Origin of the sequence: Nocardia sp. XZ_19_369 (assembly GCF_015355715.1) — a bacterium.
Taxonomy (GTDB): Bacteria; Actinomycetota; Actinomycetes; order Mycobacteriales; family Mycobacteriaceae; genus Nocardia.
In genome coordinates this window covers 58,528-80,876 of sequence record NZ_JACVED010000008.1, presented here as the reverse complement: position 1 = coordinate 80,876, position 22,349 = coordinate 58,528, and the positions used below count along the sequence as shown (strand labels likewise).

The window sequence follows — 22,349 nt, the reverse complement described above, 5'->3', positions numbered from 1 at the left end:
CTCAGAACAACCGATCACCTGAAGGCTCCGGCTCATGCGTAGTCCGCACGGGGACGCGCTCCTCGTCGCACACGACGTCCTCGATCGCGTCGATCTGGTCCTGAACCACCTCGGCGCGCGTCACCAACTCGACCCGATCGGGCTCGGTGAGGCTTTCGGCACCGAGCTTCTCGAAAACGCACGAGAGCACTGACCGTAAGTCCTCCAGCTTGCTGTCTGACTCCACGAGTCCTCACCCTACGGCCGAGCGTCGCCGCACCGAAAACCTCTGCGCTACCCGTCGAACCGGAGCTGTCCGCGTCGACGACCGGGTCCGCCGCCCGCACGCGCGCCACCGTTTGCACGCACATTTGCAAGCACATTTTGATACCTCTGATGTCAGACTCGATGTCGTGAACGCAGAGCAGCGCGTCGGACACATCGAGCCGATCAGTACCCGCGAGAGCACCAACATCAGCGATGTGCCGACGGTGCTCCGTCGGATGTTGGGGTTGCGTCTCCAGCAGTTGCGTAAGGAATTGGGGCTCACCCAGCACGAGGTCGGCAGGCAGCTCTACCGGGACGGCTCCAAGGTCAGTCGGATCGAATCCGGCATGGTCGGCCTCAACCGGCTCGACGTGGTCGAATTGTTGAACTGCTACGGCGTCACCGACCCCGAGGAGCACGACCGGTATCTGTCGCTCGTGCAACTGGGCAACCGCCCCGGCTGGTGGCACAGCGACAGCGACTCGCTCCCCAAGGGATTCGAACTGCTCAGCCTCGAAGCGGCCGCGCGCACGATCCGCTGCTACGAACCCGCGGTCGTCCCCGACCTATTACAAACCCCCGAATACGCAAGAGCAGCATTGTGTTTGCGGAATCCGTCCCGCCCCGTCCACGAGATCGACCAGCAGTTGGAGGTGCGCCTGCAGCGGCAGCAGATTCTGCACCGCGACCATCCGCCCTACCTGTGGATCCTGGTCGAAGAGAGCGCATTACGCAGGCAGATCGGCGGTATCGCGGTCTGGCGGGCCCAACTGGAGTACCTGGCGCGGTGTATCCAGCAGGAGAACATCGTGATCCAGATCGTGGACGAGACCGCCTTCGGGCCCGCGATCATGGACAGCGCGTTCGTCTATCTGCGCTTCGCCGAGACCCTGCTGCCGGATGTCGTGTGTATCTCGCAGCCGAGCAGCACGCTGTACATGGAGGGTCGGGATAACATCGACCGCTATCTCGATATCGCTGAAACTCTCGCCCGGCACTCCGCGAGACAGAGTGAGACTGGTCGACTTCTTCAGACGCTGCTGGAGTCCGCGTGAGCACCCACCCGCCGCAGGAAGAGCGCAACCCACAGCCGAGCCCGCCACCGGCCATGCCGCCGTGGCGGGAACTCGTCGCCGCCGTGGCCACCGCCGCGCCGGTCGGCTTTCTGGTCGACTGGCCGACAGCCGTGCAGGTCTTGCTCACCGTTTTCGCGGGGCTGACCGGCGCACGCCAGAGCGCGGACCGCGAATGATGCCAAGTTGTACGCTCGGCTGGTGTCCGACAGCGAATTGTGGGAAGTGAGAGCGCTGTTCGAGGCGTTGCTGGACGAGCCTGCGGGCTGGGGTGCCGCGCAGTTCGGGCCGTGGTTCGCCGAGCGTCCGCGGATGATTGCCGAACTCCACGAATACGGTGTGCGAGACGGGCATCGTCGGGAGTTGCCCGCGGAACAGCGTTGGGGCCTGTATGCGGTGAACCGTTTGGTGGACATGCTTCTTGTGCCGCTTCAACCGCACTATCTCGCGGCCGCGTACTCGGGGGCGTCGCCGTCCGCCTGGACCGAGTTCACTGAATTGGCCGGAGCAACCCCGATCACCGAGGGGAAGTTCCACCCGTTCTTCCACGAAATCGTCGACGTTGTGGAGTCCGACGACCCGCACGAACCACCCACGATCGTCGACCAACACTGGCCCGGCGCATTCGTCGGAAACTTGCTGCTGGTCCGTTCCGGCGTCACCGTGCGGGCCGGCTCGGCAGTCCTTGACCAGCAAGCCGCCGCCCGATCCTGCATGTACTTCACCTTCTGGCGCTGCTACCGGGACGTGCAGGACTTATCACACAACTGGGGATCGAATTCCCAGTGGCGCACCAGCTTTCGCCGTGACTACTACGTCGGCGGCGAACTGCACTACAACGCCGATGCCCAATGGAAAGACGATCCCCGCCCTCCCGACGACGACCTCACCTCGCGAGAACGACTGGACCTCTTGCGTTTTCGCCATGGTGTGCTGCGCGACCTCGGCACCGACTGCTGGCCCTACGACGACTATTTCGTCGAACAGTGGCGCTGACGCGGCAATTCGATCAGCGAGTCAGCACTTCCCGTATCGATCGACCAACGGCTGCTCAGCTGGGCTGGCGCGCGAAGAAACCCGCTCGTGCGGCTCCAGGCGCCGTCCTCCCAATCAGCCCTCTGCGTTGAACTCGCATCAGCCGAAGGGTTTTTCGCCGACAAATCGGGTCAGCGCGGCCGCGAAGGCACGCGCCTGGTCCTCGGGCCAGTCGGCCAGGTGCCGGTCGAGGCGGTCGGCAAGGCGCTCGCGCATCACCTCGACCGCCCGTTCACCGCGATCGGTCAAGCCGAGCAGGGTCGCGCGGGCATCGTCGGGATCCGGTGCGCGCCAGACTAATTCGGCCTGCTCTAAGCGCGTCGCATGGCGGCTGGTCACCGATCGATCCAGTCCGATTTCGGTGGCGAGCGCGGCCGCGCTGCGCGGTCCCCAGCGGGCCAGCGCGCTGAGCACCGGATAGGTCGTGGTGTCCACCGCCGGGTCCAAGCCCTCGGTGAGTTCGGCGTAGATGCCTTCCCTGGTTCGCCTGCGCAGCAATTCCGCGATCGCCGCGGCGACCTGGGCGCCGGTTCCCTGTTCCGCCATGTCACCAAGAATAGCGTGCATCGAGCACGTATCTCGGGTAACGTAATCTGCGTGCACACTGCACGCAAATACTTGAAGGAGACAGCGACCATGACCGCCGCCACCACCGACATCGCCACCGCGCTCAACGACCTGCTGTTCGATCGGCAGATCGATGTCGACACCGCATTCGCGCGGCACTTCACCGGCGACTACCGCCAGCGCACCGACGGCGTCTGGAGCGACCACGCCGAATTCGTCGAGCACATCACCCATTTGCGCGGTGTGATCACCGAGGGGCGCGTCGAGGTGCACGACGAACTGATCTGCGGCGACCGCTACGCCGACCGGCATTCGGTCCATCTTCGGAAGAACGATGGCAGCGAGGTCGCCTTCGAGGTGCTGGTATTCGCCGAACTCGCCGCCGACGGCCGCTTCCGGCAGATCATCGAGACCACCACGATGCTGTCGGGTGGAGCCGAGGATCGTGGGCTCGGCAGCGCGCGGTGATGGGAACTACCTCGCAGCCGGCGAGACGATCGGCCAGGATCGCCGCAGCCGCTTTTTCCACACCTGGACCGATACTGGCCGGGGTCGGCCCTGGTATCCGATTATCGAGTGGTAGGAACCGGTCGGCGTCGGCATTATTGAGCAAGTGTTGGCGGTAGGTGTTCGTGGGGGAAGGAATCGTTGATGTCCACGGTGCGGCGGTTCTGGATCGAATTCGACATGGAGCGTGACTCGGATTACTGGAGTGCGCTCGACCAGGGCGTCGGGGTGACCGGCTTCGACGTGCAGGACTGTTTGTCGATGCTGGCAAATGTCCTTCCCGCCGGTAAGGAGTTACCCCCGGTGCGCCGCGTCACGGCCGACATCTCACTGGCCGAGCCACTTCCGGTGCACGCTCCCTATCTCGGAGTTCCGGTGTGGCGCGGCGTCTGGTACCCACCCTGGAACCTTTCGATCGGACCGATATGGCGCCCTCGGGGGGTCGACCGGACGGCCGAACGCCCAGGCATTCCGACGCCTGTCACCGGGACAACTCCCACGTGGTGGGACGAAATCCCGCATATCAAAAGCCTATTGCTGCCACTGGTCTACATGCACCAACCCAAGTTCGATGATCAGAAGTGGCAAGGCCTTACCTGGATGGAGCGCCACAGATCGGCCGCGGAACCGGCCCATGGGGCCATGGTGCGCGAAGCTCTCGACTATGTGATCGCGCGGCGCCCGACTCCCAGCGAGTGGTACGACCCGACAGGTGCCTGGTTCCTCGAACAACAGGAACTGGACGAGTATCTATGCGCCTTCCGCGACTACTTGTTCGGAGATCGCTCGGAGCCGATCTCCCCTCCCCGCAACAAACGTCCTCCGCTCGACGCTGGGGGACAAGAGCTTTCGTAATGCCGCAGGGCGGGCGAGTCAGCTATTTGTCGAACTCGCGCAAGAACGCCAGCAACTCACCGCGCCCCATCGACATGGACCCGTTCTTCGAAACCAGCGCGCGCCACGCCGATTCGGCGTCCGCGAACGCCTCCTCCAACGGCACGCCCTTGGCCCGCCGCAGCGCGGTCAACCCGGTCAGGAACGCGACACTCTCGCCGCCGAAGTAGATCTCGGACATTCCGCCACCCTAACGGCAGTCGCTCCGGCGGATTATTAGTCCGCGAGATCAAGGGCTGGGCCGAGACGCACATGGACGAGGTCCTCACCAACCGCGCGGCACACGACACCCGAATCGACTGAGCCACAACGCAACCGGCCACCAAGTATCAGTCACGACGGCGGTCGCAGCGGCTGCGCTACCTGCATCCGGTCGGCGTCGAAGTGTGCCGTGATTTCCCGGCCGCGCGCATCGATGATGCTGATCGTGTTGTTTCCCGGGAACGACACACGCGTCGGACATCGCTGACCTTCAGGCGCCGTCCACACACTGGTCTGCCTGCTGAAGAGGCCGCCGCGCTCCCGCAGCCGGACGGCGCACAGGGTGTCGATCATGGCGTTCACGTAGTGGGTGACGGCTTCGTGGCGACCGTCTGCGCTCACCTCGACGGCCACGATCTTCTTTTCATCCGAACCGAAGGCTACGTACAACATCGCCAGTGGTAATAGGGGCACCGCCGCCAGCGCCAGGACGGCGGCGGGCACCAGCCAGGTTCGCGTGCGCCAACCCATACTCGGTGCGCGGACGAACAGCGCCGCCGTCGCGATCCAGCACACCAGCGGGACCCAGACCGGGACTGCCTGAAACCGATAGAAGCGGTCCGACACGTGGATCGCGGGCACTGCCGCGAGGCCTGTCGTCGCCGGCGCGGCGACCGTGAGCACCCAGACGATCCGCCGTCGGCGCGGCACCCTGTCCGTCGCGCCCCCTCGCCGACTCCGCTCAGGAATCGTCGCGTCAGTCGTCTGCTTCGCCAACGGCCGGCCTAACTCGTGCACTCCGTATTCGGCTCCAGCAGCCGAACGCAACGCCAGCCTATCGGCGTAGTCCGCCATACCCGATCTCGTTGAGCTGTCATCTGTTTCGTGATCAGCTCAGCGGACCTCATGCTGCGGGTGCCGATTATCGCTTGGTGCGCAGTTTGCGCCACAGGCGATTCCAGTGTGAGCCGCGCCACGCCGCTGCGCTGTCACAGACCTGCTCGGGTCGGCATCTTGTGTTTGTTCAGCACACAACACGAGTCAGGACGAAACCATGAATACTCGAGAGCACGCGATCGCATTGGTTACCGGGGCGAACAAGGGGATCGGCCGAGCGGCGGCCCAGCAGCTTGCCACGCTGGGAATGACAGTGCTGGTCGGTGCCAGGGATCCGCAACGCGGTGCGGAGGCCGCGGCGGCGATACGCGCAGCGGGCGGCACAGCGCACGCGCTCACCGTGGACGTCACCGATGCGGCGACGGTTCACGCGGCGGCGCAGTGGATAGCGGAGCGTTTCGGGCACCTCGACGTACTGATCAACAACGCGGGTATCAGCGGTTCGGGCCAGGTCGATCCTGCCGATGCCGTCGACCAGATTCCCAGCACCGTCGATCTCGGTATGGTGCGAAAGGTCTTCGAAACCAATGTCTTCGGCGTGATCGCGGTGACCAATGCCATGCTGCCGCTGCTCCGCCGGTCATCGGCACCGCGCATAGTCAATGTCGCGAGCCACGCCGCGTCGCTCACGTTGTTCAGCGACCCGGATGGGCCATTCGCGGCGCTGCTGCCGTCGGCTGCGTACTCGCCCTCCAAGTCCGCTCTGCTTTCGCTTACCGTCAACTACGCCAACGAACTGCGCAAGGACGGCATCCTGGTCAATGCCGTGGCCCCCGGTTACGTGGACACCGACAGCAACAACCACACGGGCTTTCTCACCGTGCAGCAAGGTGCCGCGATTCTGGTGCGCATGGCCACACTCGGCGCGGACGGAACTACCGGTGGATTCTTCAGCGAAGACGGCCCGGTTCCGTGGTAGCCGATCCCGCACCGCCGCACCTGCACGGGAGGCGGACTGATCATGACCGGTGTTCAGACAGTCCGGGTTTCACCCGTGGGGTGGATCAGCTCGCTGACGGTTGTGGCGTAGGACGAGGCGGCTCGGCTGCGGACGTTGGCGCCGGGGTGGCCTGCCGCATCGAGGGGGAGATGGGTGAGTGGGCCGGTGGGGATCCACCACAGGTGGGGGAGGTGTTGGGGCTCGGGTGGGGGAGCGGCGAGTAGGCCTAGCTCATGCAGGATGGGCTCGGACAGCACTGTCCATAACCAGCTGAGGGTCTCGGTGATCGATTGCTGCGCTGCTGATTGTTCGGCGGTTGTCAGGCGGGGGTCGGTGGAATTGGTTATGGCGGTGCGAAATTGGGCGGTGCGGGCGGTCAGTTCTGTCTCCGATAAGTCGGGGAGTGCGATCGTGCGTAGGGCGGCGTGCTCGATGATCAAGGCGTCCGAGCCGAGTCCGCTGACGTTCACGACAATGATGGAGCCCGTTTGTGGTGCTGCGGAGAGCAATTCAGAGACATCAGGGGGTTCGAGGAAGGTGTGAAGTCCCGGTACCTGGCGGATTTCGTCGATCAGTCGATGCCATTCCTGTGCGGCGTGCCGGCGTTGTTCGCCGGTGGGTGCTCCGGGCGAAGCCCTGATGAAGAGCTGTGGCGCGGAAAAGCCCGCTGTTTGAGGTTGATTCAGCACGTGGCTGAGCTCGTCGAAGCGTTGGGCCAGCCGGGGTTCGCGCTTCGCGAGTTCAGTGCCGTGGCGGTGCAGTATGCCGTGGCCGTGCTCCAGTATTCGCAGCGCATGCTTCGGGTCGGGTGGACCGACGCGGAGCGCGCACGCGGCCGCGTCACGGGTCAGGCCGGTGAAGTCGGCGAGTAATCGCGCGCGGTCAGTCATCGGCAGAGTGCGTGAGGCGAACTGAGGTAAGAGGTCTACCGCCATGTCGAATGTTTGGTGCAGGAGCCTGCTGGTGGCAGCCGAGACGGTAGCGCCGGGGATGGTCAATTGTCGTGCGGCAGCGACCCGTTCGGGCACCGAGACGGTCGAATCGCCCGCGATCTGCTGCCATCGGCGCGTGGCATCGTCGGCGGCGGAACCGGTCAGCGCGGCCCGCAGCGAATACGCCGCCGCGACTGTCGCCCGAGCACGCGAATGCAGCACGTGACCGGCCGGTGCGGCTGCTGCGGCTCGTTCGGCGAAATACCTGAGCCGCTTCAACTCTCGGTGCGCGCGCCGGGGCAGATCATCGGCCGGCCGGTGTTGCTCCAGTTGATTGTCCGGAATACCCCAGCGGTGCAGGAAGCGGGCGCGTTCGACCTCGGCATGAACGAGGCGTCGCTCCGCCGGATGGGCATTCGCCCGCGAGGTGATGCGGGCCCGCCGCATCGCGGTGGCAGCCTCCGCGAGATCTGTTGGATCGGAGCACTCCCGAAACCGTTGCAGGAGTACTAACGCCAGGTTGATGTGGTACCGCGCCCACAGCGGATGAGACCTGGCTCGGATACCGTGCGGCAGCTCCGCCACCGCTTGCTTCGCCAGCAAGGTCGCCTCGTCCAATACATCGGCGTCGGCGTCTCCCCAAATATGTTGCAACCGTAGCGCATCGGCGAGGGCGGATGCGGCTCCCGGCACGGGCGCCCCGCTACGTTCGCCGTGCGCGCGGGCTGCTCGAAGTAACTCGACCGATTCCCGCAGTATCGAAACATCACCGGTCGCGACGGCTTTGCCGAGCAACGCACCGGCCAGCGAGTTGAGCCGAGACCCGCGGAGCTCGTGGTCGGCGGGCGTGCCCTGCAGCGCGGCCCGGCCGGCGTGGATGCCGTCGTCGAGGTCGACCGGCTCGCCGACACAGCGCCACCGGGCCAACAGTGCACCCGCCAAGTTCGCCGAGAGCGCGGGCAGCATCGAATGGCCCGCCGGCGCGTGATCCAAGGCCAGACGGAACAATTCGATCGCATGATCGATATCGTCGCGGGCACCGAACCGTTCGAATCGCGCCCACTCGGTGAGGCCTAAGCCGTTTTCCGCCGCGCTACGGAGTTCGGGCTGCGCCGTCGCACACAGCGGTGTGGCGAACACATCCGCGGCTCGTTCGAGCAGCTTCAGCCGACCGGTCTGTTCGTATTGCGCGAACAGCTTTGCCGCTTCGGTGATCGCCGAATGCCCGCTCGTATCGCGCATGGGCGCACAGATATGCAGATGGACCTGCGGGTCGCCACAGATGAGTGCGTTGAACTCGCTCAACGCCCGACCGTGCTCGGTGCCGGTGATATTCAGCGGCTGCCCATCCCAGATCGCCAGCAGCGCATCGAGGTCGGGACCGGGCGGTCCGTTCGCGATCGTGCGCAGTTCGTCACCGAGTTGCCCGGGCGCGAGTTCCATGGCGGTGCGTAAGTTGTCCATGTCCGGTCTGTTCGCGTTGTCGCGCAAGGTCTTTCACCCACTGTCTAGAGGTGCTGTTCGAACCGCGACGGCGGCCCGGGTTCGGCTGTACCTTCAAACGTGATGTCGTTGAGGCTAATTGGCGACAGCAGGTAGCCGAGGCCGATTGGCTACACGCGATTCTTGGAGGCGCCATGTCGAGCACCGGCGACGGACCGGAAACTCAGGCTTTGCTCGCAACGGTGCCCACCGGACTGCTCTTCGTGACACTGGCCGGAGCGGGCACCGCGCTCGGCCACCGCCGTTGGTACGAACTGCCCGTACTGGTTCGCGAACTGGACACGCTCGCCCGGCATCCCGGCGCGCAGACACCCGGGATCGTACTGTTGACCGCGATCGCCGTGCTGGTGGCCGCCATGGGATGCGGTCTGGTGGTGCAGATGCTCGCCGGAGTGACCCACCAACTGTGGTCGCAGCTGTGGCCCGCCCCGCTGCGTGGCTTCGGCAGACTGCTCACCCGCTGGCGGGCGCGGCGCTGGATCGCCGCGGGCCGCGCCCTGGACCTGGCCTGGCGCAACACCGCCCGCGGTCAAGCAGGCCAACGCCCGCCGGGTTTCCTCGGCACCGAGGACACCGCGCGCCTGAACGCCGTACGGAACCGGATATCGCTGACCGAACCGCGCCACCCCACCTGGATCGGCGATCGCATCCGCTCCACCGACAACCGCGTGCTGCACCACTACGGCCTGGACCTCGACTCCGCCTGGCCACGGCTGTGGCTCATCGTCCCGAGCGAGACGCGAAGCGAGCTCCGTTCCGCGCGGGCCCGCTACGACGCCGCCACTCGCCTTGCGGCATGGTCGATTCCGTACCTGCTGCTTGCCGTGTGGTGGTGGCCGTCGGCCGTGCTCGCGACGACCATCGCGCTGGTAGGTGGCCGCCGCGGCCGCGCCGCCATCGACAGATTCTGCGCACTGGCCGAGTCCGCCGTGGACCTCTACGGCCGAGACCTCTCGGCCGCCCTCGGCCTCCCGGCAGGGGAAGGTGCCGTCCAGCCGGAGACCGGCCAGTTGATCACCGCGCACCTCCGCAAAGGAGCCTGACCAACGCCCGCCGGTGTGCTGGAAACTCGGGTGGAGAACTGTTCGGTTGTCCGATAGGGTGCGATGTCGCGGCCACGGGGGTTTGATCGTGCCGCCGAGTTCTATTGAGATGTGCCAGTTTCGGGTAGTGCGTGCCCGGGCCGGTTGGGGGAGATTCGCCGCGAATCACCGCACGGACAGGTCGTCGGCTGGCGTACGAGGAGGTACCGATGCCCTACGCGATTCTGGGTCTGCTGACGCTCGCGCTGTGGATCTACTGTCTGATCGACATCATCACCTGCCCCGACGCGGGCATTCGGCACCTGCCCAAACTGGGCTGGCTGATCGTCGTCATCCTGCTGCCCACTGTCGGCGCGCTGCTCTGGTTGTTCGTGGGTCGCCCGCTGCACGAGTCGCGTCCGCGCTCGACGACCGGCTACACCGAGTACGACCGGCCCGGCCGTTATGTCGCGCAGGATCCGGCGGCTGACGAGGCGTTTCTGCAGAAATTGCGGGAGCGGGCCGAACAGCAGCGGGCCGAAGCCCGTCGGCAGGAAGCCGAACGGCAGAGCGACGAGGATCGGCGGCGTGAGCAGGGCGAACAGCGCTAGGCGGCCGACAAACAGCTATTGATGCGCCATTGACAACCGGCGCATGAATGCTGAATTCTTGGCGCCTGACGGGGCATGGGTCGAACCGGGACTCGCAATACCGCCGCCGTACGTCTTAGGAGAATTATGACCCTGCCGCAGTGGCCGGACCATGACATCACCCAGCTACGCGAGGTCGCCGACAAGATCGCGACGCTCATCCAGCGCAACGCCGAAGGTAGTGGGGGATTGCCGCGCTTCGTCGATGCCCTGCAGCAGAGCGGGCCGATCGCGGACCTGCTGATCGAGTACTCGGTCCGCTGGTTCAACGACAGCAGGGGGGAGTCGGTCCTGCTCGGGCCGGAGCTGTACTGGGTACTCACCGAGACCGTTTCGCCGGAAGATCGCGGCGGTGAGGGCTACGGCCAGCCGGCGACGAACTGCCATCCGGTCACCCGCACCCGGCAGATGCTGCTGATCTGTGTGCTGGAAAAGCTGTCCGCCCGGCCGTGGCATCCCGAGCCGGGCGAGGATTCCGCGGCGGCGATCGTGAAACACCGCTACAGCAACAATGCGGTGCCGTCGCTGCCGACCAGGGTGACGCAGCCTGCGGGTGTCGAAGGCGTGATCACGACCTCGCAATTCACCTAGCGCGCGGCTTGCGCGATCATTGCGCCGCACGAGCACTGAGCCGTGCCGGGGGTCTCGACGCGCCAAAAACACCGACCTGGGGCCAGTTGCCGACCCCGATATCCGACGGGTCCGTCAGAAGTTAGATTAATCTGTCGTATCAGCGCGATACCATCAAAAGCAGACGCGGTGAAGTCAACGATGCGACGTTGGATGGTTCCCGTCGAAGGTCTCCCAGTATCGGAGTAGAAGCTTATGGTCGGACAGCCCGGCTGGGTCGGCGTCGAGCCAAGTGTCGCCGACCGCGGTCCGACCGCACTGCGGATCGCGGTCGGCGGGCAGCTGCGCAAGTTGCGTGAGGCTTGCGGCATCACGCCGCAGGTCGCGGGCGAGCACATCCGGGGCTCATACGCCAAGATCAGCCGGCTCGAACTCGGGCGGACCGGCTTCAAGGAACGCGACATCGTCGATCTGCTGAGCCTGTACGGGGTCACCGATCCCGAGAAGCGGGCGACGTTCTTGGATCTGGCGCGCAAGGCCAACGAGCCGGGCTGGTGGCACCGATACAACGATCTGCTGCCGCAATGGTTCGAGACCTATATCGGTCTGGAAGGCGCGGCGCGCACGATCAGAACGTTCGAGGGCCAACTCGTTCCCGGGTTGCTGCAGACCGAGGACTACGCCACCGCCCTCGTCGCGGTGGGCCACGAGAACGCCCAGGCCGCACAGGGCAGTCAGCGCTCGCACATCGACGTCGACTCCGCCCGACGGGTGGAACTGCGTACCAAGCGCCAGCGAATCCTGGATTCGGAGAGCGGCCCGATGCTGTGGGCGGTACTGGACGAGGCCGTGCTGCACCGCCCGGTCGGCGGGACGAGGGTGCAGCGCGAGCAGATCGAGCATCTCGTGGAGATGTCGACCAGGCCCAGTGTGACAATCCAGGTGCTGTCCTACCGGTCCGGTGCGCACGCGGCGGCGGGCAGCTCGTTCACGATGCTGCGCTTCGCCGAGCGCGAACTGCCCGACATCGTCTACCTGGAACAGCTGACGACCGCGCTCTACCTGGATCGCCGGGAGGATCTCCACTTCTATCGCGAAGTGATGGACCGGTTGGCCGTGCAGGCGGAGACGCCGGAAGAGTCGCGTGCGCTGATGAGCGCCGAGGCCGCGCGGTTGTAATCTCCGCCTGATCGGTCGGATGTCACGGCGTGGCGCAGAGCGCGGTGTCGACAACCCGATTGACGTTGCGCGTGGCTTCCGCTGACTCCGGCACCTGGTTGACGGTCACCGTGACCGCGCGCCCATCGCCGGTGACACCGCCGCGGGTCTCGAAGCCGTCGATGTCGCCGCCGTGGCCCCAACTGTCTGCGCCGCAGGGCAACTGGCGATACATGAGGCCGAGTCCATAACCTTGGTTTCCCGGAACCGGCAGGGGGACAGTCTGTTTCATTTCGGCCAGCTGAGCAGGCGGCAGCAGTTCGCCGTCGAGCAGTGCGACGAAGAACCGGTTGAGGTCCGCGCCGGTCGCGACCATCGCGCCCGCCGCACCGGCGTACGACACGTTCTGGCGGGTGTAATCGACCAGCTCGCCGCCCGACTGGAGGTAGCCGACGGGATGGGGACCGCGGATCTCGGTTTCGTCGGGTTCCGGAAAGTAGGTGTCGTGCAGGCCGAGTGGCTCGATGATGCGATGGGTGATCGCCGCGCCGACCGACTCTCCGGTGATCTTCTCGATGATCATCCCCGCCAGTGCGTAGTTGGTGTTGGAGTACGCCCACTGGGCGCCGGGTTCGAAATCGGCGGGCGCGGTCAGCACGTTGCGCACGATCTCGGCGATATCCTTTGTCCCCCAACGCACATCCTCGGAGGGCGAGGCGATCTGCCCCGGCTTCAGCGGCGCCCCGAACTCGGCCGCGTATTCCGGCAGTCCGCTGGTGTGCTGCAACAGATTTCGGACCGTGATCCGATTCCCGTCGATGCCCGGCCCCTGCACGACGCCCGGGAGATACCGTTCCACCGGCGCGTCCAACTCGACCTTGCCCTCGGCCACCAATTGCAGCATGACCGTCGCCACGTAGGTTTTGGTGTTGCTGCCGATCCGCACTCGCGCGTCGTCCTGGAAGGGGGTGCCCTGTGCGAGATCGCCGGCTCCCGCCGTCCCCGTCCAGACCCCGCTCCGATCGGTGACCACGATCTGCGCCCCGGGCAGGCGGTCGCCGGTGATCAATTGGTTCAAGGCCTCGGTGACCTGTGCCCGCTGCCCGGCCTCGGCGGCGGGCTCGGCTCGAACGGTCTCCGTGGCATCGCACGACGTCGCCATGAGGGCGACCAATGCCCCGGCTACCGCCACGGTACCGAACGAACGATGACTTACCTTGGTGCGCAAGGTGCTTCCTCTCTGCTGCGGACTCCAGTCACGCTATGAGAGATAGGCAGGTCATCGTCAGCTGGCAGCCCCCCGTCTTCCTGGTAGTGCTGGCACCACCCCGGTGAGGGCGGTACCAGCGGCGACGTAGTTGTTCCAGTGCCGGAGTGCCGGTCAGACTCCGTCCACGGCTAGCGTGCCGAACCGGCTGACGTTCGCGTGGTTGTTTCCGTCGGCGCTGGTGATCACGACCTCGGTGGGGTTGGTGAGGGCGATGGCGCAGTAGTTGTCGCGATCCTGCTGGACGCTGATGGACAGTAGGCGGCGGTCGGTGGCCGCCTGCCACTCTTCCATGGCGTCGTACAGGCCGCGCATGGACGGATTTTCGAAGTAGACGAGGTTGCGCTTGTTCGTGTCCGACATGAGACCGGTCTCCGTTCGGGTCGTGGGGCAGATCGGCGAGGCCGCCCTTATCCATCGTAGACCGTGACGAATAGTGTTCGGCCGCAATATGTTTCGGGTGGATGTACGCACGTCGAGTTGTCCGGATCCATCACGGCGACTGCGGACACCGGACTCCCGCCGTGATGACTTTTGTCATGGCCGATCCATGCGGTAACTCATCGGGATTCGATGACTGCGCTTACTACTGACCGAGACCGAAGTTCGTGATCGTAGAAGCATGAACAGTGCACATCGCAACCCGCTGAACCGCGGCGGTCAACCGATTCACGACGTCATCACCGCACAGGGCCTGCGCCGGACCTACGGGCACGGCAAGGACGCCTTCGAGGCGGTCAAAGGGGTAGACCTGCGGGTCGCCGAGGGGGAGGTGTTCGCATTGCTCGGCACGAACGGTGCCGGTAAGACGTCGACGCTCGACATGCTGGAAGGGCTTGCCGCGCCATCGGCCGGTGCCGTAGAGGTTTTCGGCCTCGACCCGCGCCGGGACCGCGCACAGGTCCGCGCGCAGGTCGGCATCATGTTGCAGTCCGGTGGGCTGCCCGCCGAGCTGACCGTTCGCGAAACGCTGGAGATGTGGCGCGGGACGTGTACCGACCCGACGACCGCCGATATCGTTCTGGCACAAGTGGATCTAGCCGATCGGGCCGACGTTCGGGTCGGTTCGCTGTCGGGTGGTGAGCAGCGCCGGGTCGATATGGCGTGTGCCCTGCTCGGTCAGCCTCGGCTGCTCTTCCTCGACGAGCCGACCACCGGCCTCGATCCGGAAAGTCGCCGTGGCACTTGGCGATTGCTCGCCGACCTCAAGGCGTCGGGCGTGACCATGGTGCTCACGACGCACTACCTGGATGAGGCAGAAGCACTGGCCGACCGGATCATGATCATGCACAAGGGCGAGGTCGCGCGCACCGGCACGCTGCGCGAGATCGTCGACGGCCATCCGGCGCGGATCGTGTTCGACCATCCCGGCCTGCCGCTGCCGCAGCTGCGGGACGCGCGGATCGACGCGCAGGCCCGCGTCACCGTCGACACCTATGACCTGCAAGGGCATTTGTTCGAACTGCTGGGCTGGGCGCGCGAGCACGGTCTGCAACTGGGCGGGCTCGAAGCCCGTGCCGCCTCCCTGGAGTCGGTCTTCCTCGATGTCGCCAACGAGCCGGTCGCCGCGCCGACGACCACCCCCGAATTGATCGGAGCCACCCGATGACCACCCTCGTGCAACCTGCCACCACCTTTCGCCGCCGCCCGCTCGCCGCGCTCGCCAAGGCCGAGTACCTGCAGTTCCGGCGGAACAAGACGCTGGTCTACATGGCGCTGTTCTTTCCGATCGGCATCTCGCTGGCCATGTACTTCATCGCCACCAAAGACACCGCACCCACGACCGCCACCGCGGCGATGACGTTCGAGCTGATCGCGTTGGTCGCGCTGCTGTTCGTGCAGTACTACTCGGTGTTGTCCATGGTCACCACGCGTCGCAGCGAGGGCGTGCTGAAACGGCTGCGCACCGGCGAGGCCGCCGACTGGCAGATCCAGACCGCGCCCGCCGTGCCCGGTGCGCTGGTGACTGTGGCCTCCGTGCTCGTGGTCGCGGCGGTGGTTTACGGCACGGGTGCGCCCGCCCCGGTCAACCCGTTGGCGATAGTGGTTGCTCTGGTCGGCGGAATCGTGCTGTTCTCCCTGCTCGCGCTCGCGACCAGTGCGGTGACCAAAAACGCTGAGGCCGCCCAGATCACCTCACTACCGGTGATGACGGTCGCGATGCTCGGCCTCGCGTCCATCCGGAAGGTGCTACCCGGCCGCTTGGGCGACCTCGCCGACTGGACACCCTTCGCGGCCATCTCCGACCTCGTCTCGCTGGGCGCGTCCGGGCGGCACGCCACCGCCGCCGGCACCGACGTGGCGCTCGACTTCGCCGGCACCTTCCCCGAACTCGGCCGCCCGTTTGCCACACTGGCGCTATGGACCGTCCTGGCGTTCGCGCTGACCCGCAAGAGCTTCCGCTGGGACGACCGCGGTTGAGCGGCCTGACCGCCTGGTGGCACCGGCTGTCGGGCCCGGCCAAGTTCCGGGTCTACAGCCGGGTCGCGCTGCAACTGGGACTCGCCACGGTGATCGTCGTCATGGCGGTCACCGCGGGCTTGTCGTGGTCGACGGTCGGGATCGTGGTCGGCGGGATCGCCGCCGTCGTCGCGGTCGAGGTGCAACCCGAGTTCGCCAGGTCGTCGTCGGGAGCGGCGCTACGTCGATGGGCGCTGCCCGCCGCCGTCGTGACACTTGCGGTGGTGTGGCTCGCCGGTGTCGTGGTCGCCAGGACGGCCACCAGTGCGTCGACCGTCGGCCAAGCGCGGCTGACCGGCATTTATGCCGTGATACTCGCCATGTTCGCCGTCGTGCCGTTCTTCCGGCACAAAGGTTGGGCCATGCTCGGACTCAGCATCGCCACCGGGCTCGGGTTCGGTACGTCGCCGTCGACGGTGCTGAGCACGGTTGCGGTGACCTTCGTTTTCGGCGGCTTCGTCCTGGGCACGACGTTGCTCACCCTGTGGGGTCTGCGGGTCGTCGAAGAGCTGGACCGTACGAAAGGGGTCGAAGCCGAATTACAGGTGGCCGAGGAGCGACTGCGTTTCGCGCGGGACCTGCACGACATCGTCGGTCGCGGGTTCTCGGCGATCGCGGTGAAAAGTGAACTGGCAGCGGTGTTGTCGCGGTCCGGGGACGCCGACCGCGCGGCTGTCGAGATGGACGAGGTCAAGACGCTCGCCGTCGAATCGATGGGGCAGATGCGCGAATTGGTTCGCGGCTACCGGGGGATCGACCTGATGACGGAGGTCGCTGGGGCGCGTTCGCTGCTGTCGGCGGTGGGGTGTCGGCTCGTTGTCGAGGGCGATCCGGCCAAGGTGCCTGCGCGGTTCCATGAGGTCGCCGCGTGGGTGGTGCGGGAGGGCACGACGAATATCGTCGAACACTCGGCGGCGACCTCGGCGGTTCTCACGCTCGGTGACGCGGGGATGTCGTTGCGCAACGACTGCCCGCACGGTCCGGCGGGCGAGCGGTCCGGGTTGCGTGGTCTCGCCGAGCGGCTCGCGCCCCTCGGTGCGTCCCTCGACGCCCGCGCGTCATCCGACGAGTTCATCCTCGAAATCCACTGGGAGAACAAATGATTCCCGTGTTCCTGGCCGATGACGAAACGCTCATCCGAGCCGCCATGGCGACCATGCTCGGCCTCGAAGCCGACATCGAGGTGGTCGACCACGTCGGCTCCGGCGAGGAACTCGTCGCGGCGTGGCGGCGCCGCGTCGACGAGCCGCTCGCAGTCGCCGTCATCGACCTGCAGATGCCCGGCATGGACGGTATCGAAACCGCCGTGGCACTCCAGCAACTCACCCCCGGCGCAGGCACTTTGATCGTCACCAGCCACGGCAGGCCCGGCTATCTCAAACGCGCTCTCGCCGCAGGCGTGCGCGGCTTCCTGCCCAAGACCGCCTCGGCCGCCACTCTCGCCGAAGTGATCCGCACCGTCCACAACGGCGGCCGCTACGTCGACCCCGAACTGGCCGCCGAAGCCATCAGCGCAGGCGACACCGTCCTCACCGCCCGCGAAGCCGACGTCCTCGAATACGCCATCGACGGCGCCTCCGTCGAAGACATCGCCAGACGCGCCCACCTCTCACCTGGCACCACCCGCAACTACCTCTCCTCGGCAATGGCGAAGCTGGGTGTCGCGAACCGATACGAAGCAGCCCTCAAAGCCCGTGAGAAAGGCTGGATTTAGCCAGCGGCTGAAACTCCCTGCATGGCAACGGCTTATAGCGCCTCCGCAGCTCCTAGACTGTCGCGGTGACAGTGGCAGTGTGGGTCAAAGTCTTCGATGGCATCGTCCTCTCCACCGACTCGGCGACCACTTTGGCGCACCCCGTGGGTGAGCAGGTCTACAACAACGCCGACAAGATCTTCAATCTGCATCGGGCGCTACCCGTCGCAGCGATGACGTGGGGCCTGGGTCATATCGGCCCGGCGAGTATCTCGACGTTGTCCAAAACGCGTCGGCTGCGGCTGATGGGGCGAGACCCTGGCTACCTCAATTGGCAGGTCGACGTCGACAGTTACACGGTCGAACAGATCGCGCTCCGGGCAGCGGAAATGTTCGCCACCGCAGCTCGTGAGGCTGCGTTGTCGCGGATACCGGGAGAGATGGGATACCTGATCGCCGGGTACTCCGCAGGCTCGGACCAGGCCGAAGCGTGGCTGCTGAAATTCCACGACACGACGATGCATCCGATACCGGTACTCGAGTTGGATACGAACGAGACCGGGTTCCGCGCCTATGCCAAACCAGCCGCGGTCGAGCGGTTGTTCAACGGTTACGACGCTCGTCTCGAAGCTGCGCTGAAGAGCAAGATCGACGTGGCCTCGCACCCCGAGATCGCCAAGATTCTGTCCGCGCAGGCGATGGATCCGGTGCCGGCGGGGATGCCGTTGCCGGACGCGATCGCGCTGGCGCGTTTCATGGTGCAAATCACGGCCGGCTTCAGTCGTTTCAAGCTCGGGCCCGATACAGTGGGAGGACCGGTCGAGGTAGCCTCCATCAACTTGCACGAAGGTTTTCGGTGGATCGCTCGCAAGCACTACTTCACCGCTGAGCTCAACCAAGGAGAGCCGTCATGATCCGTCTGAAGCGAGGCGAGGAGCAGGCCGCCGCCACCGAGGGACGGCAGTCGGTCTTTCAGTCGGGTGGGCAGACCAAGCAGATGCCGGCCCGCCCGAAGGTCACTCCCAGTCAGCCGAAGACCAGCAAGAAAGACCGCTAGCGCAGCGTTTTCCGCGACGCCGTCGGGTAGTGCCGGTTCGTTTGGGCTGCTATCAGAACTCCTACAGCAGGTGGTCGGGGGTGATGGGGAGGGTGCGGGGGCGGGTGCCGGTGGCGTGGTGGATGGCGTTGGCTATTGCGGCGGCGGCGCCTACTATGCCGATTTCGCCTGCGCCGCGGGAGCCCATGGGGTTGGTGTGGGGGTCGGGTTCGTCGAGCCAGCGGGCTTCGATGTTGCCAATGTCGGCGTGGGAGCTGACGTGGTAGGTGGCGAGGTCTTGGGTGACTATGTGGCCGTAGCGGGGGTCGCGGACGCTTTCCTCGTGCAGGGCCATGGAGAGGCCCCAGGTCATGCCGCCGATGAGTTGGGAGCGCAGCATGCGGGGGTTGATGGCGCGGCCGATCGAGAAGACGCCGAGCATTCTGGGTACGCGGATTTCGCCGGTGTCCCGGTTCACCCAGGTTTCGGCGAATTGGGCGCCGAAGGAGTGCGTGGCGAAGCGGTCGGTGTCGGGGTTCTCGGCGGCCTCGACGGTGACGTCAGCACCCGGGGCGGGGGTGGTGCCGTGTTTGGCGCGGAAAGCTCGTGCGGCGGTGACGATCGCGGTGCCCCACGAGGTGATGCCGGAGGAGCCGCCTGCGACCGACGCGGCGGGCAGGTCGGTGTCGCCGATCTGTAGCCGGATCGAGTCGGTGGCACAGCCGAGGGCGTCGGCGGCGATCTGGGTGAGCGAGGTCCAGGTGCCGGTGCCGATGTCGGCGGCGCCGATCTGGACGAGGTAGCTCTCGTCCGCGGTGAACTCGATGCGGGCCGCGTTGCCCGGTGATTCGGTCGCGGGATAGGTCGACGCGGCGACGCCGGTGCCGATGAGCCACTCGCCGCTGCGGCGGACGCCCGGTGCGGGATCGCGTGCGGCCCAATCGAACTCGGCGGCACCGCGACGCAGGCATTCGATCAGGTGGCGGCCGGACCACGGTTTGCCCGACTCCGGGTCGGTATCGGGCTCGTTGCGAATCCGCAGTTCGATCGGGTCGATCGCGCAGGCGACGGCGAGTTCGTCCATCGCGACCTCGGCGGCGAACATGCCGGGCGCCTCACCGGGCGCGCGCATCCAGAACGGCACGGCCACGTCGAGGGGGGCGAGCCGGTGGGAGGTGCGGCGGTTCGAGACTCGGTACATCATTCGCGACGACACCGCGGTTTGCTCGGCGAATTCCTTGACGCGCGAGGTCTGTTCGATGACGTCGTGCGCGAGTGCGGTCAGTTTTCCGTTCTTGTCCGCGCCGAGCCGGATGCGCTGGATCGTCGGGGTTCGGTAACCGACCAGCGCGAACATCTGCTGGCGGGTGAGCGCCAGTTTGACCGGTCGTCCGCCGCTGCGTTGCGCGGCGAGCAGTGCGAGGACGTTGTGGGCATGCGGGGCGCCCTTGGAGCCGAAGCCACCGCCGACGTGTGGCGCGATCACGCGCAGTTGCTGCGGCTCCAGTCCGAACAGCGGTGCGAGGGTGGTGCGGACGGTATGCACGCCCTGGGTGGAGTCGTAGAGGGTGACCTGAGGTCCGTCGTCGCCTTCCTGCCAGATGGCGATGCACGCATGCGGTTCCAACGGGTTGTTGTGTTCGATCGGGGTGGTGTAGGTCTGGTCGATGGTCACCTCGGCGGCGGCCAGTGCCGCATCGAGGTCGCCGACGTCGGTGTCCGTCGGAAACGACGAGCTGACTTCCTCCGGTGCGTACAGATCCTTGCGGTCGCCGCGGAATTCGACCTCGGCTTGCTGGCGCTGATAGGTCACCTCGACCAAAGCTGCGGCGTGCCTGGCGATTTCGGGCGTCTCGGCGATCACCGCGCCGATCAGCTGCCCGCGGAAGTGAACGTCGTTGTCCTGCAGGATGGTCAGTTCGCCATCGGAGGTGTCCGCCAGTTTCGGCGCGTCGAAGACGGTGAGCACGGCGACGACTCCGTCGAGCCGGGTGGCCGCGGTGATATCCATGGCGCTCACTTGCCCGCGCGCGATGGTCGCTTGCACCGGATGGAGATACGTCGGCTGGTCCACCTGATGTTCGAACGCATACGGAGCGGTGCCGGTGACTTTCGCGGGGCCGTCGAGGCGAGTGGGCGAGGTGCCCATCGCGGCGGCTTCGATGAGAGTCATCAGCGCACCTGCTCTGCGGTGGTGGGTTCGGTGAGTGACCGCAGCGTCGCGACCAGTGCGCGGCGGGCCAGCTCGACCTTGAATTCGTTGCCTTCCAATGGTTTTGCCTGGGCTAGTTCGGACTCGGCGGCCGCCTCGAAGGTTTCCTCGGTCGCGGGGGAGCCCTGGAGAACCGCCTCGGCCTCGCGGGCTCGCCACGGCTTGTGCGCGATACCGCCGAATGCGACACGGGCAGAGGCGATTTCCCCGTTATCGGTGCGGGTCAGCTCGGCGGCGACCGATACAAGGGCGAAGGCGTACGAGGCCCGGTCGCGTACCTTCCGGTAGGTCGAACGTGCGCCGGTGGGTGGGGCGGGTAACTCGACGGCGGTGATGAGCTGGCCGTGAGTGAGGACTGTGTCGAGTTCGGGGCGATCGCCGGGCAGGCGATGGAATTCGGTGAGCGGTATCCGTGATTCGCCGTTGCCGCCCGTCACCACCACCTTCGCGTCCAGCGCGGACATCGCCACCGCCATGTCCGAAGGATGAACGGCCACACAGTGTTCCGACGCACCCAGGATCGCGTGGTAGCGGACATAGCCGCCGATCGCGGCGCAACCGGAACCCGGTTCGCGTTTGTTGCACGGCGTAGTGACGTCTTGGAAATACACGCATCTGGTCCGCTGCAACAGATTTCCGCCAGTGGTCGCCAGGTTCCGCAGCTGCCCCGACGCACCCGACAGTAAGGCGCGCGACAGCGCGGGGAACCGAGAACGAACCAGCGGGTGCACCGCCAGATCGGTGTTGCGCACACCCGCCCCGATCCGCAGGCCGCCGTCCGGCAGTTCGGTGATCTCGCTCAGCGGCAGGTGCCCGATGTCGACCAGCAGCGACGGCGCGGCCACACCGAGCTTCATGTGGTCGACCAGATTCGTGCCACCCGCGAGAAACACCGCCTCGGGCCGGTCCGCGACCGCCGCGACCGCGTCCTCGACGGTGCCGGCCCGCCGATATTCGAAGGGGATCATGCGGACGCCGCCTGCCGGATCGCCGCAAGAATGTTCGGATAGGCGGCGCATCGGCACAGATTCCCGCTCATCCGTTCCCGGATCTCGGTGTCGGTCAGGGCCGGCTCCGCGTCGAGGTCCTCGGTGACGAAACTGGGTTGCCCGGCCGCCACCTCGTCGAGCATGCCGACCGCCGAACACACTTGGCCGGGCGTGCAATACCCGCACTGGAAGCCGTCCTGCTCGACGAAGGCCTGCTGGACGGGGTGCAGATCGTCATCGGTCGCGAGTCCGGCCGCCGTGACGACGGAAGCACCGTCCTGGGCGACCGCGAAGGTCAAGCAGGTAGTGGCGCGGCGACCGTCCAGCAGCACCGTGCACGACCCGCACTGACCGTGATCACAACCCTTCTTCGGTGCGGTCACGCCGAGATTCTCGCGCAACGCATCCAGCAGGGTGGTGCGGTTGTCGACCCCCAATGCGTGGCGCACACCGTCGACTTCTAGGTGGATCTCCGAATGGCTCCTGGCAGGTTCCAT

General features: G+C 66.2%; 26 protein-coding genes. 16 read left to right on the top strand and 10 right to left on the bottom strand.

Translation table 11 applies throughout. The features are described from left to right. Window position 1: 1 nt before the first annotated feature. Entirely contained in the window at window positions 2–226 is a 225-nt protein-coding gene (locus IBX18_RS28555; protein WP_194836600.1) for a hypothetical protein, read from the bottom strand. Between the two features lie 166 nt (window positions 227–392). Here IBX18_RS28555 and IBX18_RS28550 point away from each other — a divergent pair, with 166 nt between their 5' ends. The 3 genes from IBX18_RS28550 to IBX18_RS28540 are packed head-to-tail and all read left to right on the top strand — an operon-like array spanning window position 393 to window position 2,315. Beyond that, complete coding sequence (locus IBX18_RS28550; protein ID WP_194836599.1) at window positions 393–1,301, top strand: helix-turn-helix transcriptional regulator; 909 nt, start codon at window positions 393–395, stop codon at window positions 1,299–1,301. Beyond that, window positions 1,298–1,498, top strand: coding sequence for a hypothetical protein (locus IBX18_RS28545; protein WP_194836598.1), 201 nt, complete (start codon window positions 1,298–1,300; stop codon window positions 1,496–1,498). Before IBX18_RS28550 ends, IBX18_RS28545 begins: the two co-directional genes overlap by 4 nt. 22 nt (window positions 1,499–1,520) lie before the next feature. Next, on the top strand, window positions 1,521–2,315 hold the full coding sequence (locus IBX18_RS28540) for a hypothetical protein (RefSeq protein ID WP_194836597.1): 795 nt from the start codon (window positions 1,521–1,523) through the stop codon (window positions 2,313–2,315). A gap of 138 nt (window positions 2,316–2,453) precedes the next feature. Here the strand turns inward: IBX18_RS28540 and IBX18_RS28535 are convergent, their stop codons facing one another. Continuing rightward, entirely contained in the window at window positions 2,454–2,900 is a 447-nt protein-coding gene (locus tag IBX18_RS28535; RefSeq protein WP_194836596.1) for a MarR family winged helix-turn-helix transcriptional regulator, read from the bottom strand. A 90-nt stretch (window positions 2,901–2,990) separates the two neighbouring features. Here IBX18_RS28535 and IBX18_RS28530 point away from each other — a divergent pair, with 90 nt between their 5' ends. Both IBX18_RS28530 and IBX18_RS28525 read left to right on the top strand, forming a co-directional pair. Then, window positions 2,991–3,389, top strand: coding sequence for a nuclear transport factor 2 family protein (locus IBX18_RS28530; protein WP_194836595.1), 399 nt, complete (start codon window positions 2,991–2,993; stop codon window positions 3,387–3,389). A 183-nt stretch (window positions 3,390–3,572) separates the two neighbouring features. After that, window positions 3,573–4,283, top strand: a complete 711-nt coding sequence (locus IBX18_RS28525) for a hypothetical protein (protein WP_194836594.1) — start codon at window positions 3,573–3,575, stop codon at window positions 4,281–4,283. A gap of 22 nt (window positions 4,284–4,305) precedes the next feature. On the opposite strand, the gene IBX18_RS28520 is transcribed toward IBX18_RS28525, so the two are convergent. Together IBX18_RS28520 and IBX18_RS28515 are read right to left on the bottom strand one after the other, a co-directional pair. Then, window positions 4,306–4,503: a hypothetical protein gene (locus IBX18_RS28520; RefSeq protein WP_194836593.1), complete on the bottom strand. Its 198-nt coding sequence runs from the start codon at window positions 4,501–4,503 to the stop codon at window positions 4,306–4,308. Window positions 4,504–4,655: 152 nt separating this feature from the next. Then, window positions 4,656–5,207, bottom strand: coding sequence for a hypothetical protein (locus IBX18_RS28515; RefSeq protein WP_194836592.1), 552 nt, complete (start codon window positions 5,205–5,207; stop codon window positions 4,656–4,658). A 370-nt stretch (window positions 5,208–5,577) separates the two neighbouring features. Here IBX18_RS28515 and IBX18_RS28510 point away from each other — a divergent pair, with 370 nt between their 5' ends. Further along, window positions 5,578–6,339 carry an SDR family NAD(P)-dependent oxidoreductase gene (locus tag IBX18_RS28510; protein WP_194836591.1) on the top strand — a complete coding sequence of 254 codons (762 nt, stop codon included), beginning with the start codon at window positions 5,578–5,580 and terminating at the stop codon, window positions 6,337–6,339. A gap of 53 nt (window positions 6,340–6,392) precedes the next feature. Here IBX18_RS28510 and IBX18_RS28505 read toward each other — a convergent pair whose 3' ends face one another. Then, entirely contained in the window at window positions 6,393–8,756 is a 2,364-nt protein-coding gene (locus IBX18_RS28505; protein WP_194836590.1) for a hypothetical protein, read from the bottom strand. A gap of 173 nt (window positions 8,757–8,929) precedes the next feature. Here IBX18_RS28505 and IBX18_RS28500 point away from each other — a divergent pair, with 173 nt between their 5' ends. The 4 genes from IBX18_RS28500 (at window position 8,930) to IBX18_RS28485 (ending at window position 12,216) form a co-directional block, all read left to right on the top strand. Continuing rightward, a complete protein-coding gene (locus tag IBX18_RS28500; protein WP_194836589.1) occupies window positions 8,930–9,838 on the top strand; it encodes a hypothetical protein in 909 nt (302 codons plus the stop codon). 209 nt (window positions 9,839–10,047) lie between these two features. Beyond that, entirely contained in the window at window positions 10,048–10,428 is a 381-nt protein-coding gene (locus IBX18_RS28495; RefSeq protein ID WP_194836588.1) for a PLDc N-terminal domain-containing protein, read from the top strand. A 126-nt stretch (window positions 10,429–10,554) separates the two neighbouring features. After that, complete coding sequence (locus tag IBX18_RS28490; protein WP_107655771.1) at window positions 10,555–11,058, top strand: hypothetical protein; 504 nt, start codon at window positions 10,555–10,557, stop codon at window positions 11,056–11,058. A 234-nt stretch (window positions 11,059–11,292) separates the two neighbouring features. Then, on the top strand, window positions 11,293–12,216 hold the full coding sequence (locus IBX18_RS28485; protein ID WP_194836587.1) for a helix-turn-helix transcriptional regulator: 924 nt from the start codon (window positions 11,293–11,295) through the stop codon (window positions 12,214–12,216). A gap of 22 nt (window positions 12,217–12,238) precedes the next feature. Here the strand turns inward: IBX18_RS28485 and IBX18_RS28480 are convergent, their stop codons facing one another. Next, window positions 12,239–13,423, bottom strand: a complete 1,185-nt coding sequence (locus IBX18_RS28480; RefSeq protein ID WP_194836586.1) for a serine hydrolase — start codon at window positions 13,421–13,423, stop codon at window positions 12,239–12,241. 153 nt (window positions 13,424–13,576) lie between these two features. Next, on the bottom strand, window positions 13,577–13,825 hold the full coding sequence (locus IBX18_RS28475) for a hypothetical protein (protein ID WP_194836585.1): 249 nt from the start codon (window positions 13,823–13,825) through the stop codon (window positions 13,577–13,579). Between the two features lie 259 nt (window positions 13,826–14,084). Here IBX18_RS28475 and IBX18_RS28470 point away from each other — a divergent pair, with 259 nt between their 5' ends. From IBX18_RS28470 to IBX18_RS28445, 6 genes are all read left to right on the top strand, one after another. Further along, window positions 14,085–15,071 (top strand): ABC transporter ATP-binding protein, encoded by a 987-nt coding sequence (locus IBX18_RS28470; RefSeq protein WP_194836584.1) that lies wholly within the window; start codon window positions 14,085–14,087, stop codon window positions 15,069–15,071. Continuing rightward, window positions 15,068–15,883, top strand: a complete 816-nt coding sequence (locus tag IBX18_RS28465) for an ABC transporter permease (protein ID WP_194836583.1) — start codon at window positions 15,068–15,070, stop codon at window positions 15,881–15,883. The genes IBX18_RS28470 and IBX18_RS28465 overlap by 4 nt, the downstream gene beginning before the upstream one ends. Continuing rightward, window positions 15,823–17,025, top strand: coding sequence for a sensor histidine kinase (locus IBX18_RS28460; protein ID WP_194836582.1), 1,203 nt, complete (start codon window positions 15,823–15,825; stop codon window positions 17,023–17,025). Before IBX18_RS28465 ends, IBX18_RS28460 begins: the two co-directional genes overlap by 61 nt. Next, window positions 17,022–17,636: a DNA-binding response regulator gene (locus tag IBX18_RS28455; protein ID WP_194836581.1), complete on the top strand. Its 615-nt coding sequence runs from the start codon at window positions 17,022–17,024 to the stop codon at window positions 17,634–17,636. Before IBX18_RS28460 ends, IBX18_RS28455 begins: the two co-directional genes overlap by 4 nt. 65 nt (window positions 17,637–17,701) lie before the next feature. Then, window positions 17,702–18,529: a hypothetical protein gene (locus tag IBX18_RS28450; protein ID WP_194836580.1), complete on the top strand. Its 828-nt coding sequence runs from the start codon at window positions 17,702–17,704 to the stop codon at window positions 18,527–18,529. Beyond that, window positions 18,526–18,672, top strand: coding sequence for a hypothetical protein (locus IBX18_RS28445; protein ID WP_194836579.1), 147 nt, complete (start codon window positions 18,526–18,528; stop codon window positions 18,670–18,672). Before IBX18_RS28450 ends, IBX18_RS28445 begins: the two co-directional genes overlap by 4 nt. A gap of 61 nt (window positions 18,673–18,733) precedes the next feature. On the opposite strand, the gene IBX18_RS28440 is transcribed toward IBX18_RS28445, so the two are convergent. The 3 genes from IBX18_RS28440 to IBX18_RS28430 are packed head-to-tail and all read right to left on the bottom strand — an operon-like array spanning window position 18,734 to window position 22,349. Continuing rightward, on the bottom strand, window positions 18,734–20,824 hold the full coding sequence (locus tag IBX18_RS28440) for a xanthine dehydrogenase family protein molybdopterin-binding subunit (protein ID WP_194836578.1): 2,091 nt from the start codon (window positions 20,822–20,824) through the stop codon (window positions 18,734–18,736). After that, window positions 20,824–21,831, bottom strand: coding sequence for a xanthine dehydrogenase family protein subunit M (locus IBX18_RS28435; RefSeq protein ID WP_194836577.1), 1,008 nt, complete (start codon window positions 21,829–21,831; stop codon window positions 20,824–20,826). The genes IBX18_RS28440 and IBX18_RS28435 overlap by 1 nt, the downstream gene beginning before the upstream one ends. After that, window positions 21,828–22,349, bottom strand: coding sequence for a 2Fe-2S iron-sulfur cluster-binding protein (locus tag IBX18_RS28430; RefSeq protein WP_194836576.1), 522 nt, complete (start codon window positions 22,347–22,349; stop codon window positions 21,828–21,830). Before IBX18_RS28430 ends, IBX18_RS28435 begins: the two co-directional genes overlap by 4 nt.

Coding starts and splice junctions, on each gene's coding strand:
- IBX18_RS28535 (WP_194836596.1), bottom strand. CDS start 2,900: ATGGCGGAACAGGGAACCGGCGCCCAGGTCGCCGCGGCGATCGCGGAA.
- IBX18_RS28520 (WP_194836593.1), bottom strand. CDS start 4,503: ATGTCCGAGATCTACTTCGGCGGCGAGAGTGTCGCGTTCCTGACCGGG.
- IBX18_RS28440 (WP_194836578.1), bottom strand. CDS start 20,824: ATGACTCTCATCGAAGCCGCCGCGATGGGCACCTCGCCCACTCGCCTC.
- IBX18_RS28500 (WP_194836589.1), top strand. CDS start 8,930: ATGTCGAGCACCGGCGACGGACCGGAAACTCAGGCTTTGCTCGCAACG.
- IBX18_RS28530 (WP_194836595.1), top strand. CDS start 2,991: ATGACCGCCGCCACCACCGACATCGCCACCGCGCTCAACGACCTGCTG.
- IBX18_RS28485 (WP_194836587.1), top strand. CDS start 11,293: ATGGTCGGACAGCCCGGCTGGGTCGGCGTCGAGCCAAGTGTCGCCGAC.
- IBX18_RS28470 (WP_194836584.1), top strand. CDS start 14,085: ATGAACAGTGCACATCGCAACCCGCTGAACCGCGGCGGTCAACCGATT.
- IBX18_RS28465 (WP_194836583.1), top strand. CDS start 15,068: ATGACCACCCTCGTGCAACCTGCCACCACCTTTCGCCGCCGCCCGCTC.
- IBX18_RS28490 (WP_107655771.1), top strand. CDS start 10,555: ATGACCCTGCCGCAGTGGCCGGACCATGACATCACCCAGCTACGCGAG.
- IBX18_RS28505 (WP_194836590.1), bottom strand. CDS start 8,756: ATGGACAACTTACGCACCGCCATGGAACTCGCGCCCGGGCAACTCGGT.
- IBX18_RS28495 (WP_194836588.1), top strand. CDS start 10,048: ATGCCCTACGCGATTCTGGGTCTGCTGACGCTCGCGCTGTGGATCTAC.
- IBX18_RS28455 (WP_194836581.1), top strand. CDS start 17,022: ATGATTCCCGTGTTCCTGGCCGATGACGAAACGCTCATCCGAGCCGCC.
- IBX18_RS28445 (WP_194836579.1), top strand. CDS start 18,526: ATGATCCGTCTGAAGCGAGGCGAGGAGCAGGCCGCCGCCACCGAGGGA.
- IBX18_RS28525 (WP_194836594.1), top strand. CDS start 3,573: ATGTCCACGGTGCGGCGGTTCTGGATCGAATTCGACATGGAGCGTGAC.
- IBX18_RS28430 (WP_194836576.1), bottom strand. CDS start 22,349: ATGGAACCTGCCAGGAGCCATTCGGAGATCCACCTAGAAGTCGACGGT.
- IBX18_RS28460 (WP_194836582.1), top strand. CDS start 15,823: ATGGACCGTCCTGGCGTTCGCGCTGACCCGCAAGAGCTTCCGCTGGGA.
- IBX18_RS28475 (WP_194836585.1), bottom strand. CDS start 13,825: ATGTCGGACACGAACAAGCGCAACCTCGTCTACTTCGAAAATCCGTCC.
- IBX18_RS28510 (WP_194836591.1), top strand. CDS start 5,578: ATGAATACTCGAGAGCACGCGATCGCATTGGTTACCGGGGCGAACAAG.
- IBX18_RS28435 (WP_194836577.1), bottom strand. CDS start 21,831: ATGATCCCCTTCGAATATCGGCGGGCCGGCACCGTCGAGGACGCGGTC.